Genomic DNA, 16406 nt, shown 5'->3' on the forward strand with positions numbered 1-16406 from the left:
TGTTCCACGTGGAACAATGAAAAATTACTATACATTAAAACACCTACTAACATTATGCAAGAAAAAATTTCAAACCTACAAACCAAGGATTTTCTAGTAACGCAGGAAAATTTCGAATTAGTCCATGACTCCAAAACAGACATGCTAATTACTAAACCTGTCCCTAAAGATTTATCCAAATACTATGACCCTAATAACTACATTTCACATTCAGATGATAGTAATAGTTTATTAGAAAAAATTTACCAGCTAGTAAAAAAATATACCTTAAATAAAAAAGTTCAACTCATAAACCACTATACTAATCAAGAAAAAAAACTTCTAGATATTGGTTGTGGTACGGGTGAGTTTCTAATACATGCTAAAAATAAAAATTGGAAAACAGTAGGAGTAGAGCTTAATGATCAAGCAAGACAAAAGGCATCAAATAAAAAAATAGATACTTTCAAAAGCTTAGATAATTTAAACAATCAAAAATTCAATGTTATAACCTTATGGCATGTTCTAGAACATCTACCAAATTTAGAGGATCAAATTCTAAAAATAAAATCTCTTCTAGAAAAAAATGGAACTTTAATAATAGCCGTACCAAACTATAAATCTTACGATGCAAAATACTATAAGCAATATTGGGCAGCATATGATACTCCAAGACATCTTTGGCATTTCTCCCAAAAAGCAATTAAAACAATTTTTGCTGAAAAGAATTTTATAGTTAAAGATACACTACCAATGTACTTTGATTCATATTATGTTTCTCTATTATCCGAAAAATATAAAAATGGTTCGACAAATTATTTGAAAGCATTTTATCGTGGTTTGGTATCAAATTTAAAGGCAAAATCTACAACTGAGTATTCCTCGCTTATATATGTGCTTAAAAAAGAGTAAATACCTATTTAGAGCTGTTTTAAGACCATATATACCTTAAACTATATATATTACTGTAAAAATTAAATAAACGTCTTAAATACTCTTTAAAATACCTATTAATAATAATTAAAATCAATAAAAAATGATTTTAATATAACTAAATCTTATTTTAAACCAAATCTAAGTATTTATCTTAAATTTTAAATATTTTCATTCTAAAAGCTTTATTACTTTTGCACCACATAAAAATGAAAAAATGAAAAACCTAATTTTAATTTTCGCTATCACATTATTAGCATCTTGCCAACAAGAAAAAATTGGATACGTAGATAACGTGAAATTGATGGATGAGTATCAACAAAAAATTGATGTTGAATCTAAATTCAAAGTAAAGGCAGATGCCTTAGCTAAAACTAGAGATAGTATAACTCAAGCTTTTCAATTTGAAGCTCAAGCTTTTCAAACGAAAGCTCAAAAAATGTCTCAATCAAAAGCTCAAGAAGAATATGCAGCAATGCAACAAAGAGGTCAGATTATAGGTCAACAACTTCAACAACAAGACCAACAATTACAAATGGAAGGTCAAACAGAAATGGATAGTATTGTTTCTAAAGTAAAAGAAGAAATAAAAGCTTATGGTGAAGCCAAAGGTTACTCTTACATTTTAGGTGGAGGTGATGGTGGTAGTGTTCTTTATGGTAAAGAAGCTAATGATCTTACAGATGAAATAGTAAAATTACTAAACGATAAGTACAAGAAATAAATTCAAAATTTCTTAATTAAAAAGCCGGTCAATGACCGGCTTTTTTTATTCTATAGTATGTGTATCAAATCTTTCTAATTCTTGTTCTATGTTAAACTGATCCTTAGGTAAAAAACCTTTTGTAATAAGAACAATTCCACATATAACCAATATTACTCCTATTATCTTTTTTATATAAATTGTGCGTTTAGCTGTGAGCTTACGCTTTAATTGTTTTGCCAAGAGTATTTTAAAAATATCTGTTACAAAATAGGAGAGAAGCACAGTTGCAAAAAAGGTGAAAAAACGATTAGGCTGATTATCTAAAGTAGGACCTACAATTATGATTATTCCTAACCAGAAAACCAATACACCTATATTAATAAAGTTCAGTAGAAAACCTTTTACGAAAAGACCGAAATAATCTGATTTTCTAATTTTCTTGGAATCTACAGGTATCTCCTTTTTGTCTACTTTAAAGAAAGTTACCAAGCCATAAACAAGAAGTATTACACCACCAAAAACATAAAGACCAGGTTGATTACTTAAATTTTCCAATAACTGGAAACTACTAAAATAAGCAACAAGAATAAAAAGTATATCGGCTAATAATACACCAATATCAAAGATTAGAGCAGCCCTAAATCCTTTTACCGCACTAGTTTGTAACAAGACAAAGAAAACTGGACCAACCATAAAACTTAGGAAAAAGCCTAGTGGAATTGCTGCCTGTATATCTTCTAACATGAACTATTGCATTCTTTTAATAGTACCGCCAAATACCGTTTTCTCTTCCAATTTCTCAGGGTTACCAAATACCAAAACTTCACCACCGGCTTTTACCGTTGCTTTGACATAATCTTTAGCATTTATCTCTGCCCTAGAACCGGCGTTTACATTTATAGTGGAAAAATTGGTAACAAAACCTTTGCCTTCATAAACACCACCAGTATTTATTTGAACGTCTTGTAAATTTGAAGAACCTGCAGTTCTAATAACTCCGCCAGAAACCGATTTTATCAGCATTTGTTCAACCTCTGCATTTACCACAAGTTCACCACCTTCCTGAGCTTTCAATTCTAGAACATCTTGTTGTATGATATCTTCCGTAACTATTCTAGCATCTTCATTTACATCGATTACCACAATATCACCAGCATAATATAAATCTACAAAGGTTTTATAACCACTGAAAATTTTACCTATTTGCATTCTAATTTTTAAAATACCTTCGTTATTAACAATAGCAACTTTACCCGTATTTTCTCCAGTAATAATAACCTTGTTTTCTGAAGATTTAATTAGGTTAATACTCAAACCATCAAAAACCTTTAACTCTTTAAAAGGTTCTAAGTTTTGGGTAACCTTATTGTCTTGGGCAACCACCGAAAGACATCCTAAGAGAAACATTAAAACTAAAACTTGTTTCATTTTGTTATATGTAATTTATGTAAGTAAACAACTTATAAACAAAGGGTTTACTTAATTCAGCCATGATATACCAAAATCTATTCCAAATTATTTTAAGTTATCAGGAATCAAAGCAAAATCTAAATGCCTTTTTATTAAATCGGTACTTTTAACCATAACGGTTATTTCATCACCTAAAGTGTATTTTTTCTTGGTACGTTCACCAACAATAGCGTATTGCTTCTCATCAAAGATATAATAATCTCCTTTGATGTCTCTAATACGAATCATGCCTTCACATTTATTATCAATGATTTCAACATAAATTCCCCATTCTGTAACACCACTGATAACTCCGCGGAATTCTTCATCTTTATGGTCTTGCATAAATTTAATCTGCATATACTTAATAGAATCTCTTTCAGCACTTGATGCTAGATATTCCATATCAGAAGAATGCTTACATTTTTTCTCAAATTCTTCAGCATTTGCAGAACTACCACCATCCAAATAATGTTGTAATAATCTATGTACCATTACATCTGGGTATCTTCTAATTGGAGAAGTAAAATGGGTATAATAATCAAAAGCCAACCCATAATGACCAATATTATCTATGGTATAAATCGCTTTACTCATACTACGTATCGTAAGCGTATCTACCATATTCTGCTCTTTTTTACCTTTTACATCTTGTAGTAATTTGTTTAAAGAAGAACTTATGGATTTTTTATCCTTGAAATCTAATTTATGTCCGAATTTAGAAACGATACCATTTAAAGCCATTAACTTATCTGGATCTGGATCATCATGGATTCTATAAACAAATGTCTTTTTAGGTTTTTGCTTACCAATAAATTCAGCCACTTTTCTATTTGCTAAAAGCATGAACTCTTCAATAAGCTTATTAGCATCTTTAGATTCTTTAAAATAAACGCCAATAGGTTCACTATTCTCATCTAGATTAAAACGAACTTCAACTTTATCAAAAGAAAGTGCCCCCTGATCCATACGCTTAGAGCGCATAATTTTAGCAAGTCTATCCATTTCTAACGTAGCCTCTACAACATCATTAGAAACCGTGTATGCAGCTTCTCTAATGGATATATCCTCTGGTATGTTACCATTACCGTTCTCGATGATATACTGAGCCTCTTCATATGCAAAACGTTCGTTAGAATCGATTACAGTTCTTCCAAACCATTGATTTCTTATAATAGCGTTGCTATCTAATTCAAAAATGGCAGAAAAAGTATATTTTTCTTCATTAGGTCTTAATGAACAAGCATTATTAGAAAGCACTTCTGGTAACATAGGTACCACACGATCTACTAAATAAACAGATGTTGCTCTTTCATAGGCTTCATCATCTAAAATGGTATTTTTTTGTAAGTAGTGAGAAACATCCGCAATATGGATACCTATCTCATAATTACCATTTTCCAATTTTTGAAAAGAAAGGGCATCATCAAAATCTTTAGCATCTTTTGGATCTATTGTAAACGTGAGAACATTACGTAAATCTCTACGCTTTTTAATTTCCTCTTCTTTAATACTGGTATCTAAACCATCTGCAAATTTCTGAACATCCGCAGGAAATGAATATGGTAAACCATACTCTGCTAATATGGAATGAATCTCTGTATCATGCTCTCCAGGAATACCCAATACTTCAGTAACTCTACCAAAAGGAGAATCTACATCATCTGGCCAATCAGTAATTTCAACTAAAACCTTTTCACCGTCTTGAGCACCATTTAATTTATCCTTCGAGACAAAAATATCAGTATACATTCTAAAATCTGAAGGTCTAACAAATGCAAAAGTCTTTTGCATATCAACAATACCAACGAAAGTGGTCTTATATCTCTCAAGTACTTTAACTATTTCACCTTCAAGCTTTTTACTCTTTTTTCGAGGATAGATATATACTTCAACCTTATCTTTATGAAAGGCTTTATTTAATTTGTTGGCAGGTATAAAAATATCATCGTCCATACCATCAACAACTATATATGCATTTCCTTTTCCGGTAACATCTACAGTTCCTTCATGAGAAGACTTTGTATTTTCTAAAACCTTAAACTGACCACGATCTATTTCTTGAATTCTTTTTTTCTCTTTAAGCTCATTTAACCTTTTAATAAGGGTGTTTCTATCTTGAGCGTCTGTAACATTAATTTTAGCAGCAATCTGCTTATAGTTGAAACTCTTATTCGGTTCCTTTTCAAGAACAGTAAAAATTCCTCTTGTAATTTCGTTCTTTCTATGATTCTTCGCCTTCTTATTCTTCTTCGACATTAAACTTTTAATTTATTGGAAAATTACGAATTATAATCCACTAGCTGTTATTCAACTTCTTATAGAAAAGTTAAGTAAACGAGTTGTTATTAACATATATATCATATTAGACATTTTTTCTTTTAAATTAAATTAAATATTAATGCTTATTATAGCTTGTTAATATCTAGAATAACTTATTTCAATATTACTTGTCTTTATGAGATACTAATACTTGTTGACAATATGTTTTATAAATCTACAATTGAAAATCAGTATTTTGAGAAGTTATTAAACATGGTTTATAAGTGCTATTAACATGAATTTATTAATAACTAAATGTAATTTTAATGTTAACTAGGGGTGTTAATTTGATGAAAATCCTCTAATAGTTTCTAATATTTAAATTCGTCTTCAGAGGATTAAAAGTGTAAGCAGATGTCAACTTTAATAACCAAATTTTTTAGCAACTTTTTCTAAACAATTTATGCATTACGTAATCTTGCTTATAACATACTAATTAACAATTTTTATTAATGACATGATAACTATTGTTGTGAACTCCTCGTTTTTTGTTGTGAATGTCTGATTATTGTACCTTTAGCTCGGTTTTGTTCCACCCCCACTGGATATAAACATGAACTATTAACCTTTAAATATTATACATATGAAAATAGCTATTGGTAACGACCACGCTGGTACAGAATACAAGTTAGCTATTATAGGTTTATTGAAATCTAAACAAATTGAAGTTATCAATTATGGTACAGATGGCACTGATAGCGTTGATTATCCAGATTTTGCCCACCCTGTAGCGCTAGATGTTGAAAATGGTACGGCAGATTTCGGTATTTTAATCTGTGGCAGTGGTAATGGGGCTAATATGACCGCTAATAAACAACAAAATGTAAGAGCTGCTCTTTGTTGGACAAAGGAAATCACCAAATTGGCAAGAGAACATAATGATGCAAATATAATATGTCTACCCGCAAGATATATTGCACTACCTCAAGCACTTGAAATGGTATCCACCTTTTTAAACACTTCTTTTGATGGCGGTAGGCATGAACGTAGAATTGAAAAGATTCCTTTATAAAGTTAGTTATTACAACTATGTTGATAACCTAAAATAGTTATTATAAGTACATATTAATCAATTAGTTATTTTATAATAGATATGAACATAACTAGTTAATTGAACAATCTCATGTTAGATATTAAGGTAAAAAGTTTCAAAGAATTTAATATTGAAGAACTATATAATGTGTTACAGTTACGTAGTGATATTTTTGTGGTAGAACAAGATTGTGTTTATTTAGATATAGATGGTAAAGATGATAAAGCAATTCACGTACTAGGATATAAAAATGATAAGGTAGTAGCATATACCCGTATTTTTAAGCCAGGTGATTATTTTGAACAAGCTAGTATAGGTAGAGTGGCGGTGCACAAAGAGTATAGAAAATTTGGTTTTGGAAAAATTATAATGCAAGCCTCTATTAAAGCTGTTGAAGAACAGTTTAATAAAAATGAAATAAAGATTTCAGCTCAAAAATACCTTACCAAATTTTATACTGACTTAGGTTTTAAATCAACGGGAGAAGAGTATTTAGAAGATGGTATACCACATATAGCAATGATCAAAAAATAAAAAAGACCGCTTTTAGCGGTCTTTTTTAATATGTTGCATTCAAAGATTTAAATTTTGATAGGTGTTTTATTACTTAGGTTAATATCCTCAAGCATATTATCTGTAAACTTATAGTGCCCTTTGGTAGTAATAATTCTAAATCTGTTGGAATTCATTCTACTCAAAGTATCTAAAAACAACCACTTAGATTTCAGTAATCTGGTTTTTGGAGATTTTAAGCTAATATCAAAATAATATTTTCTACCGTTTTTAATAGCTACAATATCTGGAGTAACATTGTCTTCCAAACCTTTTCTTGAGTATGATTTAGGAGTTTCATAGCCTTCCATATCAGCTTTGATATTCTCGAAACCAGTAGCTTCTAAATGTTGAATTGACTTTTCTAAAAATTCTACGTTTTCTGACTTTTCTACTTTTACCATACCTAATAAAATAACAAAAAAAAGGACAATTCCTAATTTTAAACGTTGATTAACAATATGTTGAGTTTAAAAACAGATTTTAATGAGGTATAATTTTTATTTAGAATAGTTCCCTTTTACTTAAAAAAAGGAAGAAATATTATGTTGATTTAATTTTATCTGAAAGCACTTCACCTATTCTTTTGACTACACCTACTACAAGTGCATTACCCATGAAAAAGGCTCTTTTGGTATTAGAAATTCCTTCTAGTAAAGTATGATCATCGGGAAACATATTTAAACGTTCCAGTTCTACGGGAGTTAATCTACGAAGTCCTTTTTTGGTGTTGATAACATGTTTAAAGCGCGATGCACTTTTACCTCCTTCACCTGTAATAACTGTTCTAGAGGCATTATCTAGAGCATCAGGAAAAATCATGTTACCTTCATTATAATGATAGGCAAATCCAGATTTAGAAGTTCTATTTTCTTTTTTAGCACCTTTTAGATAGTACCACTTATCATGCTCCTCTTCAGGAATATAAAATTCTTCAGGTATAATTCCTTTTTCAAGAACATCGGCCAAAACCGTTCTTTTTCCAATATAACTGGCTGTAGTTTTGGTAGTATATGCTTTTCCTTTAATGAATACTCCGGTATTTTGAAATGGAGATAATTTTTCGCCTAGATTAAAATTCTCAGATAGTGTAACAAGGTCATCAGTAATATTAAAAGAAATCATTTTTGAAGAAGTGCTTGTTATTGGAAAAGCCGTTGCTATAGTTCCTTTTTCAAAAATCCAATCTTCGGCTTTGGCCTTTTTAAATTGTTTGTATAAGGGTGTAGATTTATGGTATCCTAAGAAAAAAATACGTCTACGTCTTTGTGGCATTCCATAATCTGCAGCGTTAATAACTCTCCATTCTACGGCATAGCCTAAGTCATCTAAACTTTTAAGCATGATAGCAAAATCCCTACCTCTTTGGTTTGATGGAGATTTTAATAACCGATCTACATTTTCAAGAAATAAGTATTTAGGCGGATTTTTCTTTTCCGATAGTATTCTGTGGATACTCCACCATAAAACTCCCTTTTTACCAATAAGTCCTTTAGAGTTATTTGAAGTGGCGGCAACTGAATAATCTTGACAAGGAAAACCACCAACTAAGATATCGCCATCTGGTATGTCTTTGGTAGGTACTTCAGAAATGTCTTCATTTCTATGGTTTTCATGACCAAATCTAGCTTCATAGACTTTAGAGGCGTGTTGTGCTTTCGTACTAGGCTCAAATTGATTACTCCAAACTACTTCGTAGTTCTCGGTATCCTCTAATCCTAAGCGAAATCCGCCAACGCCAGCAAAAAGTTCTATGACCTTTAGTTTCTTCATTTGCGATAAAATTACATAATTTCACAAGGCTAATACTATTAGAAATTATTTTACGGATGAAGAGAATTATCTTAAAGAGGTCTTTTGTATTGATTTTGATTGCTTTAAATACGGCATGTGGTGTACATATAGACGAAAAGAAATTATTGGTCAAAGAAATTGAAATCATAAAAAACACATTTGCACCAGATAAACGTACCGCACTTTTTAATTTAGAAGTATTAGATGGTCCATCAGGTTTTACCTTAGTTGGTGAAACTAACTTACCATTGGCTGTAGATTCTTTGAATAATCTTTTAAAAGAAAAGGGAATAAAAACCACTAACGATATTAAAATTTTACCTGGCGCCGAGCTAGAAGGTATGACCAATGCAGTTATTAATATCTCTGCCGCCAATCTTAGAAGTAACCCTAAACATTCAGCAGAATTGGCAACACAGGTAACTTTAGGTACCATTGTTAATGTTCTAAAAAAAGAAGGAGATTGGTATTTGATACAAACGCCAGATAAGTATTTAGCATGGGTAGATCCAGGCGGAATTCAATTAATGAACGCACAGGAAATTAAAAATTGGATTGCAGCAGATAAAATCATTTACACTGATACTTATGGGCATGCATTTAATTCAGAAGAAGCTAAAGAAAGAACATCTGATATTGTTGCCGGTAGCTTATTAAAACTGTTAAGTAGTAACGATGATTTTTATAAAATTGAATTTCCAGATGGTAGACAAGGGTATATTTCTAAAGACGAATCTGTAGCATATAACACGTGGATTTCAAACTTGAATTTTAATGCAGATTCACTTATTGCAACCTCAAAAACATTAATGGGAGTACCGTATTTGTGGGGAGGAACTTCTACAAAAGGTGTTGATTGCAGTGGCTACACAAAGACTATCTATTATTTAAATGGTATGGTAATTCCGCGTGATGCCTCTCAACAAGTGCACGCTGGTAAACCAATAGATTCTATTGCAGATTTCAGCAAATTGCAGAAAGGAGATTTATTGTTCTTTGGAAGAAAAGCAACAGAAACCACTTCAGAAAAAGTAGTGCATGTAGGTATGTGGATCGGTGATAATCAATTTATACATTCATCTGAAATGGTACGTATAAGTAGTGTAGATAAAGATGCACTAAATTATGATGCGTTTAATGTAGGTAGATATTTAAGAACACAGCGCTTATTAAATGAAGAAGATCCTTTGCTTCAAAACTTAAATATTACTATGCCTATTAAAGATTAAGTAGTTCATTTATTAAAATGGCGTTTCATCGATTTTAAGATAAAAATTATAACATAGTAAAATTGTACCCGTTTTATCATAGTTATCTCTCATTTACCTGCTATGAAAAAAACAACTCTCTTAGTTTTAATCTGCTGTTTTGTTGAATCATCTATTGCTATTGCCCAAAAAGATGCTGCAACTTTATATTTCAAAGATGGCAAACAATTAAAGGGAATGGCAAAGCTTGTAAATGGCGACCAGGTAAAATTTAAAAAAAATAAAGGAGACAAACCGGAAAAATATCATTTTGAAAATCTAGAGCAAGCAGTTATAAATGATAGGGAAGAGCCATCTACCTAATATTTATCTAGAGACAAAAAAAGGCTATTTCAATGTCGTAAGAGAATTAGAAATAGGCACTGTTAACTTATATGTTTTAGAGCAAACAGGTTATTCTGCCCCTATGTTTGTTGGTAGTGCAAATGGTCAAATGAACATGATGCACGGAAATTACTATGATATCAAAAATCTCTATGTCAGTAAAGGAGTAAACGGAGAAGTAACCCATTTAGGATCGAATCAACTTTTTAGTAAAAATTTTAAAAATGCTGCTTCAGATTATTTTGCCGATTGCCCTGAACTAGTAACTAAGATTCAGAACAAAGAGTTCAAGAAAAAGCATGTTAGAGATATTGTCAAATTTTACAATCTACAATGTAATAATCAGCATGTGGTTGTTTTAAAGAAATAGGGTAATTATTTTAATTAATTAGCTGAAATAAACTCACGTATATCTTTACTTAATTTAATAAAATCTGGTTCATGTGTATACATCATATGACCAGCTTCATAATACTTCATTTGTACACGATCTTTTACGATTCCGTTTCTATCAAAAGTAAATTCAGCATCAAAAAACGGAGTAATTAAATCATAATAGCCACTAGCAACCATAACTTTCATAGCTGTATTTCTGCGCATGGTTTCACCTAAATCTGGTGCAGTATTTACAGGCATTGGTTCCCAATATTTTCCGTCGGGTACTGTTCTCCATCTCCAATTAGATCCACCACCAGAAGTAATATAGGGTCTATCCATTTTCACCTTTAATTCTGAAGCGAAATAATGATTTAAGCTAGCAGTATAGGCAGCACTTATTTGATAACTAGCTGCATCTCCCAAATGTGGTTTTTCAGATACCTTATCTTCTTCATTACCCATAAATCTTCCGTCAAGTCTGCCAATTGCTAAACCTTTATCTTCTAGTAATTTTTTCTGAAAACGACCCATCAGTATTCTCAGGTTAGATTGTAGAATATATGTTTTATCCAATCCTGTAAAATAAGAAAGCTTTTCAGCCAAAGTATTCTTTTCTGTATCACTTAAAGAATTGCCTTTGTATAATGATGGTATGTAGGTATTGTATGTAAAATCTCTACATTCTTGAGTAAAGCTTTCTAAAGACTTGCCCTGACCTGCTTTTTTATGATACCAAGCTGTGGCAGCCATGCTTGGTAAATAGGTAATGAAAGAAGTAATATTATTTGATATAGATGTAGAACCTGCATAATCTAAAGCTTGCGATATAAGTATCATTCCGTTAAGTGCCATGTTTTGGCCAGATCCTTCTAAAGCCTTTCCTAATGCCGCAGCACGTGTGGTACCATAACTTTCACCAGCTAAATATTTGGGTGAAAACCAACGTTCGTTTTCAGTTACCCATTTTCTGATAAATTGGGCAAAAGAATTTACATCCTCTTTTAATCCGTAGAAGTCTTTTCCTTCTCCTTTACCAACCAAACGACTATAACCGGTACCTACGGGATCAATAAAAACTATATCGGTAACATCAAGTAAACCATAGTCGTTGTTAACTAAGTTGTATGGTGCGGCACCATCATCAGATTTGGCATCAGAATCTACCTTAACAATTTTGGGTCCAAAGAATCCCATGTGTAACCACATTGAAGCAGATCCTGGTCCGCCATTGAAAACAAAGGTTACCGGTCTTTTAGTAACATCGCCCATACTAGTTTTAGTGTAGGCAACTGACCAAAAAGTAGCAATAGAATCTCCTTCTTTATTGGTTAAAAAAGTTTCTTTTGCCGTAGTGGTATAATCAATTGTTGTACCGCTAAAAGTGCCCTTATGTTTTGTTACAAAAGATTTAGCTTCTGGTATAGGTTTAGCATCTTTTTTCGAGTCTTGCGCTTTTGTTGATTGAAGTATTAAAATACAACTAGCTAATAAAAGTAGATTTCTCATATTGCATTAAGGTATTGCTGTTGGCGTTAGTTTGTACATTTAAAAGTAGGAATAATAAATGAACAGTCTACTGGCATTGAATGGAATATGATACATTCGCAAAATCCACAAACAATCTTAAAAAAGCAAGATTGGTTCATGGTACTTTGAATACCTATTTTAGGACAGATTAAAAGAATGCCTAATAAATAGCATGCAACTACTAAAAAGAAATCTAAGATAACTTAAGAGCTATTCTATTTTAAAATAGCACTGTATTTAGAATTATTACTTAATAATTCGGTAGCAGCTAAAATAGCGTCGTCATTATTTAAGTAATATTGGTATAAACCATCTCTGTAGAAATAACGTTTAACGATTTCATCTTCTAGGTTCTTTTGAATCTCGCTTTGGTATTTATCTAAAGCATTGATTTTACCTTTTTCAATGTTCGCTAACAATGTTTTATAGCTATCCTTAACGTCAGCCCCTAAAAAGTCGTTTTCATCGCCTGAGAGCGCTTTTTTAATAGCTTCTTCTGCCTTGGTCTCGAATGAGAAACTACTTTGCTTTACATAGTTTTTAAAAGCATTAAAATCAGCATCTGTGAATTTAAAATCGGCAACATCATTATACTCGTGTGTATAATGGTAATTGGTAGCATAATCGAAAATAACATTGTTCTGTAGCAATGCCAAAGTTAGGTCATTAGTTTTGGAAGTAGCTACTTCAATATCTGGTAAAATACCACCACCGTCTTGTACTTTTCTACCATTACGAGTAGTAAAATCGTTGAAGGTAGTATTACGCACCGCTTTACCACTTTCATCACGGTTCCAATAATCCAATGATTGTATACAACGACCAGAAGAAGTGTAATATCTAGAAATGGTAACCTTTAACTGTGTACCGTAAGTTAGTTTAAGAGGGCGTTGTACCAAGCCTTTTCCAAAGCTTCTGGCACCCATAATTACCGCTCTATCTAAATCTTGTAAACTACCGGAAACAATTTCACTGGCAGAGGCACTACTTCCATTAACCAATACCACTAAAGGAATTTCCTCATCTACAGGTTGGTTGTTGGTATGGTACTCTCTGTTGAATTTTTTAACCTTAGATTTTGTAGTAACCACTAATTCCCCTTTTGGAACAAATAAGTTGGTAACATTGATAGCTTCAGATAACAAACCACCAGGATTTCCTCTTAAGTCCAAAATGATTTTTTCGGCCCCTTTTCCTTTCAGATCCAATAAGGCGGATTTTGTTTGTTCCGTTGCTTTGGCATTGAACTTTGCAAGAACGATATACCCTGTTTTGTTATCGATCATTTTAAAGAAAGGAACAGCATCTACTTCTATCCCTTCTCTTGTGATACTTGTAGTGTTTAATTTACCTTGTCTTTTATAAGTAGCATTTATAGTTGACCCATTAGCTCCTTTTAAAAGCTCACTGGCATTATCTTCAAAATCCGCTACTTTGATATCTCCTATCTGTATTATCTCATCACCGGCCTTTAATCCTGCTTTATCTGCGGGATATCCCTGGTGTGGTTCAATAATCAGTAATTTATCATCAAAAGAGCGTACCATGGCACCAATACCAGAATATTCACCAGCATTGTTTATGCGATACGTTTCAACATCTTGTTCGTTTAAGAATTTGGTATAGGGATCCAATTCGTTCAGCATATTTTTAATGGCGGTATCCATTAATTCTGCCGGATTGGTTTCATCCACGTAATTCATGTTCAGTTCTTTGAACAAGGTGGTAAAGATTTCTATCTGTTTGGCTATTTCAAAAAAGTCGCTTTTATAACTACTTCCTACAAAAAGGAAAGCGATGGCAATTATGGGTACTAGTACTTTTTTACTAATTATTTTTTTCATCAATCTGTAGCTTAAACTTGTTTAAAACGAGCTTCATTTTATGATCTAACTGCTCAAAGGTGGGCATATCTTTACCAAGGTATAAAAATAGAAACGCAAAGTTTGTATCTGTATTGTTAAAAACCAAGCCTTTGTTAAGTCTATAAGACTCTCTTAGCAAACGTTTAATGTGGTTTCTATCTACGGCACTTTTAAAATTGCGCTTAGATACCGTAACGGCGGTTTTAATGGGAACTTCTTTTTTCTCTACGGATTGATAAATTAGTTTCAACGGATAAACAGAAATACCCCTACCCTCTTCAAACAACTGGGTAATGAGTATTTTACTTTTTAGTTTTTCCTTTTTTCCGAAGGATGCATCCATTTATAAAAGAAGTTTTAAAAAAGAATTAGCCCCCAATTTGGGGGCATAAATATCTTAAAGTTTAGAAGAAGAAATTACTCTGCTTGCCAAACATTGTTCTCTAAATTAACATCTGCCATTAATTGAGAAGGATCAATAACGATTGCTTGTATTGAGGTTATTGGTTTATTGATTTCAAAATCATAGCTTGGGTAAGCCCATGGCCAATCTTCAATAACAGTTCTTTCAATACCCTCATAAGGGTTCTCTTTTTCTCCTCGCATCATACGTAAAGGAGCATAAAAAGTTTCTTTGCTACCATCATTATACACTACTAAAATATCTAAAGGCATTGGCATTAGACCAATTCGTTCTAAGGTAACTTTAGTGTTGTTTTCTGATGCCGTAACTTCTTTAATACCGTAATCAATTGTATTTGTAGTTTGTGTCCAATCTGTTAAATACCAGTCTAGTTCAAAACCAGATACTTTTTCTGCAACACGTTTAAAATCGTTAGGCACAGGATGCTTAAATTTAAACTCATCATAATATTTACGAATAGTTTCCATCAATTTATCTTGACCGATAACATAGCCTAACTGAGACAAAAATATAGAACCTTTGCTGTATGCAGAAACACCGTAGGCAAAGTTAAGAGCGTAACGATCTGCATATGTACCTTGTGGTTGTTCTTTACCTGAAAGGGCTAAATTTCTATACCCTTTGTAAGTACCCTCAAAAGGATTTTCTTTTTCGTAGTCCATAATTTCAGTCATACAAAGTTTAGAAATAAAAGATGTAAATCCTTCATCCATCCACTCGTGTTTAGCTTCGTTTGTAGCTAATATATGTTGAAACCAAGAATGCGCCATTTCATGAGCCATAACACCCACTAGACTACCAAACTTTCTATTACCGGTAATAAGTGTTGACATGGCATACTCCATACCGCCGTCACCACCTTGAATAACCGAATATTGATCATATGGGTATTTACCAATGTTTTTACTAAAAAACTGCATAGCCTCTATCGTTTTAGGCTGAAGTTTTTTCCAGTTCTCTAAAATTTTAGCATCGTCTTTGTAAAGAAAATGAAGCACTGGTCCGTCAGGTACTTGTTGAATATCATGAATGTATTCTGGGTCTGCGGCCCACATAAAATCATGTACCATTGGAGCTTTAAAGTGCCATGTTAAGGTCTTGCCCTTTTGTTTTTTGATTTTGGTACCAGGAGTTTCATACCCATGACCTATTTCGTTAGGGTTTTGCAGGTAACCACTTCCACCAACGGTATAGTCTTTGTCAAGAGTCAATTTTACATCAAAATTTCCCCAAACACCTTGAAACTCACGTGCAATATATGGATCTGCGTGCCAACCTTCAAAATCATATTCTGCTAATTTTGGATACCATTGGCTCATGGACAATGCAACACCTTCTTCACTGTTTCTACCAGAACGTCTAATTTGTAAAGGCACTTGACCTTTAAATTTCATATTAAAAGTAGACTTTGCACCAGCCGCTATTGGCTTAACTAAATCAACAACTAACACGGTTCCTTCTTCTGAAAAAGTAACCTTACTTCCATCTTGTGTTAAAGAGGTAGCATGCAGGTATCCTATTTCACTTTCAGTAAGAGAAGCAATTCTACTTTTCTTGTCTGGAGTAGTCATTCTATCATCTGGATCAGCAATTGTCTGTAGTCGAATATCCATTTCACTGCCTGGCTGAAAAGCGTTGAAATACAAATGGAAATAAACACGTTTAAGCTCTTCTGGAGAATTATTGGTGTATACCAAAGTTTGTGTACCTGTATATTGAAAGGTTTCAACATCCATATCTACCGCCATGGTATAATCAACATGTTGTTGCCAATAATCTGTCTTGTTTTGAGCTAACAATCCTATTGAGAAAATTGCTGTTAGAAATGTAAAAAATGATTTAATCATATGAG

At 32.4% G+C, this 16406-nt stretch carries 16 protein-coding genes; 7 read left to right on the plus strand and 9 right to left on the minus strand.

Annotated features, from left to right (window positions below; translation table 11 throughout):
* The first annotated feature begins 54 nt into the window (after positions 1-54).
* Entirely contained in the window at positions 55-891 is an 837-nt protein-coding gene (locus ACJJVP_RS05765) for a class I SAM-dependent methyltransferase (protein ID WP_405411604.1), read from the plus strand.
* 238 nt (positions 892-1129) lie between these two features.
* Positions 1130-1636: an OmpH family outer membrane protein gene (locus ACJJVP_RS05770; protein ID WP_405411606.1), complete on the plus strand. Its 507-nt coding sequence runs from the start codon at positions 1130-1132 to the stop codon at positions 1634-1636.
* 45 nt (positions 1637-1681) lie between these two features.
* Here ACJJVP_RS05770 and ACJJVP_RS05775 read toward each other — a convergent pair whose 3' ends face one another.
* From ACJJVP_RS05775 to rnr, 3 genes are all read right to left on the minus strand, one after another.
* Positions 1682-2362: a LysE family translocator gene (locus tag ACJJVP_RS05775; protein WP_405411608.1), complete on the minus strand. Its 681-nt coding sequence runs from the start codon at positions 2360-2362 to the stop codon at positions 1682-1684.
* Positions 2363-2365: 3 nt separating this feature from the next.
* A complete protein-coding gene (locus tag ACJJVP_RS05780) occupies positions 2366-3046 on the minus strand; it encodes a head GIN domain-containing protein (RefSeq protein ID WP_405411610.1) in 681 nt (226 codons plus the stop codon).
* An 87-nt stretch (positions 3047-3133) separates the two neighbouring features.
* Positions 3134-5326: a ribonuclease R gene (rnr, locus tag ACJJVP_RS05785; RefSeq protein WP_405411613.1), complete on the minus strand. Its 2193-nt coding sequence runs from the start codon at positions 5324-5326 to the stop codon at positions 3134-3136.
* Between the two features lie 646 nt (positions 5327-5972).
* Here rnr and rpiB point away from each other — a divergent pair.
* Together rpiB and ACJJVP_RS05795 are read left to right on the plus strand one after the other, a co-directional pair.
* Positions 5973-6401, plus strand: a complete 429-nt coding sequence (gene rpiB, locus ACJJVP_RS05790) for a ribose 5-phosphate isomerase B (protein WP_405411615.1) — start codon at positions 5973-5975, stop codon at positions 6399-6401.
* A gap of 111 nt (positions 6402-6512) precedes the next feature.
* Positions 6513-6956 carry a GNAT family N-acetyltransferase gene (locus ACJJVP_RS05795; RefSeq protein ID WP_405411617.1) on the plus strand — a complete coding sequence of 148 codons (444 nt, stop codon included), beginning with the start codon at positions 6513-6515 and terminating at the stop codon, positions 6954-6956.
* A 47-nt stretch (positions 6957-7003) separates the two neighbouring features.
* Here the strand turns inward: ACJJVP_RS05795 and ACJJVP_RS05800 are convergent, their stop codons facing one another.
* A complete protein-coding gene (locus ACJJVP_RS05800; RefSeq protein ID WP_036150827.1) occupies positions 7004-7378 on the minus strand; it encodes a hypothetical protein in 375 nt (124 codons plus the stop codon).
* Between the two features lie 139 nt (positions 7379-7517).
* Positions 7518-8747, minus strand: coding sequence for a DNA (cytosine-5-)-methyltransferase (dcm, locus tag ACJJVP_RS05805; RefSeq protein WP_405411620.1), 1230 nt, complete (start codon positions 8745-8747; stop codon positions 7518-7520).
* A gap of 56 nt (positions 8748-8803) precedes the next feature.
* On the opposite strand from dcm, the gene ACJJVP_RS05810 reads away from it, so the two are divergent.
* From ACJJVP_RS05810 to ACJJVP_RS05820, 3 genes are all read left to right on the plus strand, one after another.
* A complete protein-coding gene (locus ACJJVP_RS05810) occupies positions 8804-9997 on the plus strand; it encodes an NlpC/P60 family protein (RefSeq protein ID WP_405411622.1) in 1194 nt (397 codons plus the stop codon).
* Positions 9998-10099: 102 nt separating this feature from the next.
* On the plus strand, positions 10100-10339 hold the full coding sequence (locus ACJJVP_RS05815) for a hypothetical protein (protein WP_405411624.1): 240 nt from the start codon (positions 10100-10102) through the stop codon (positions 10337-10339).
* Entirely contained in the window at positions 10314-10730 is a 417-nt protein-coding gene (locus ACJJVP_RS05820) for a hypothetical protein (protein WP_405411627.1), read from the plus strand. Before ACJJVP_RS05815 ends, ACJJVP_RS05820 begins: the two co-directional genes overlap by 26 nt.
* Before the next feature lie 14 nt (positions 10731-10744).
* Here the strand turns inward: ACJJVP_RS05820 and ACJJVP_RS05825 are convergent, their stop codons facing one another.
* From ACJJVP_RS05825 to ACJJVP_RS05840, 4 genes are all read right to left on the minus strand, one after another.
* Positions 10745-12244: a S10 family peptidase gene (locus ACJJVP_RS05825; protein ID WP_405411630.1), complete on the minus strand. Its 1500-nt coding sequence runs from the start codon at positions 12242-12244 to the stop codon at positions 10745-10747.
* 236 nt (positions 12245-12480) lie between these two features.
* The gene (locus ACJJVP_RS05830) at positions 12481-14109 is read right to left on the minus strand and encodes a S41 family peptidase (RefSeq protein WP_405411633.1); all 1629 of its coding nucleotides are present in this window, start codon (positions 14107-14109) and stop codon (positions 12481-12483) included.
* The gene (gene rnpA, locus ACJJVP_RS05835) at positions 14093-14473 is read right to left on the minus strand and encodes a ribonuclease P protein component (protein ID WP_036150808.1); all 381 of its coding nucleotides are present in this window, start codon (positions 14471-14473) and stop codon (positions 14093-14095) included. The genes ACJJVP_RS05830 and rnpA overlap by 17 nt, the downstream gene beginning before the upstream one ends.
* 74 nt (positions 14474-14547) lie before the next feature.
* Complete coding sequence (locus tag ACJJVP_RS05840; protein ID WP_405411636.1) at positions 14548-16401, minus strand: M1 family metallopeptidase; 1854 nt, start codon at positions 16399-16401, stop codon at positions 14548-14550.
* Positions 16402-16406: the final 5 nt, after the last annotated feature.

Source organism: Maribacter sp. Asnod1-A12 (assembly GCF_045063735.1).
Taxonomy (GTDB): Bacteria; Bacteroidota; Bacteroidia; order Flavobacteriales; family Flavobacteriaceae; genus Maribacter.

Coding starts and splice junctions, on each gene's coding strand:
- ACJJVP_RS05775 (WP_405411608.1), bottom strand. CDS start 2,362: ATGTTAGAAGATATACAGGCAGCAATTCCACTAGGCTTTTTCCTAAGT.
- ACJJVP_RS05840 (WP_405411636.1), bottom strand. CDS start 16,401: ATGATTAAATCATTTTTTACATTTCTAACAGCAATTTTCTCAATAGGA.
- ACJJVP_RS05825 (WP_405411630.1), bottom strand. CDS start 12,244: ATGAGAAATCTACTTTTATTAGCTAGTTGTATTTTAATACTTCAATCA.
- ACJJVP_RS05770 (WP_405411606.1), top strand. CDS start 1,130: ATGAAAAACCTAATTTTAATTTTCGCTATCACATTATTAGCATCTTGC.
- ACJJVP_RS05830 (WP_405411633.1), bottom strand. CDS start 14,109: ATGAAAAAAATAATTAGTAAAAAAGTACTAGTACCCATAATTGCCATC.
- ACJJVP_RS05780 (WP_405411610.1), bottom strand. CDS start 3,046: ATGAAACAAGTTTTAGTTTTAATGTTTCTCTTAGGATGTCTTTCGGTG.
- rnr (WP_405411613.1), bottom strand. CDS start 5,326: ATGTCGAAGAAGAATAAGAAGGCGAAGAATCATAGAAAGAACGAAATT.
- ACJJVP_RS05765 (WP_405411604.1), top strand. CDS start 55: ATGCAAGAAAAAATTTCAAACCTACAAACCAAGGATTTTCTAGTAACG.
- ACJJVP_RS05810 (WP_405411622.1), top strand. CDS start 8,804: ATGAAGAGAATTATCTTAAAGAGGTCTTTTGTATTGATTTTGATTGCT.
- rnpA (WP_036150808.1), bottom strand. CDS start 14,473: ATGGATGCATCCTTCGGAAAAAAGGAAAAACTAAAAAGTAAAATACTC.
- ACJJVP_RS05795 (WP_405411617.1), top strand. CDS start 6,513: ATGTTAGATATTAAGGTAAAAAGTTTCAAAGAATTTAATATTGAAGAA.
- ACJJVP_RS05800 (WP_036150827.1), bottom strand. CDS start 7,378: ATGGTAAAAGTAGAAAAGTCAGAAAACGTAGAATTTTTAGAAAAGTCA.
- rpiB (WP_405411615.1), top strand. CDS start 5,973: ATGAAAATAGCTATTGGTAACGACCACGCTGGTACAGAATACAAGTTA.
- ACJJVP_RS05820 (WP_405411627.1), top strand. CDS start 10,314: ATGATAGGGAAGAGCCATCTACCTAATATTTATCTAGAGACAAAAAAA.
- dcm (WP_405411620.1), bottom strand. CDS start 8,747: ATGAAGAAACTAAAGGTCATAGAACTTTTTGCTGGCGTTGGCGGATTT.
- ACJJVP_RS05815 (WP_405411624.1), top strand. CDS start 10,100: ATGAAAAAAACAACTCTCTTAGTTTTAATCTGCTGTTTTGTTGAATCA.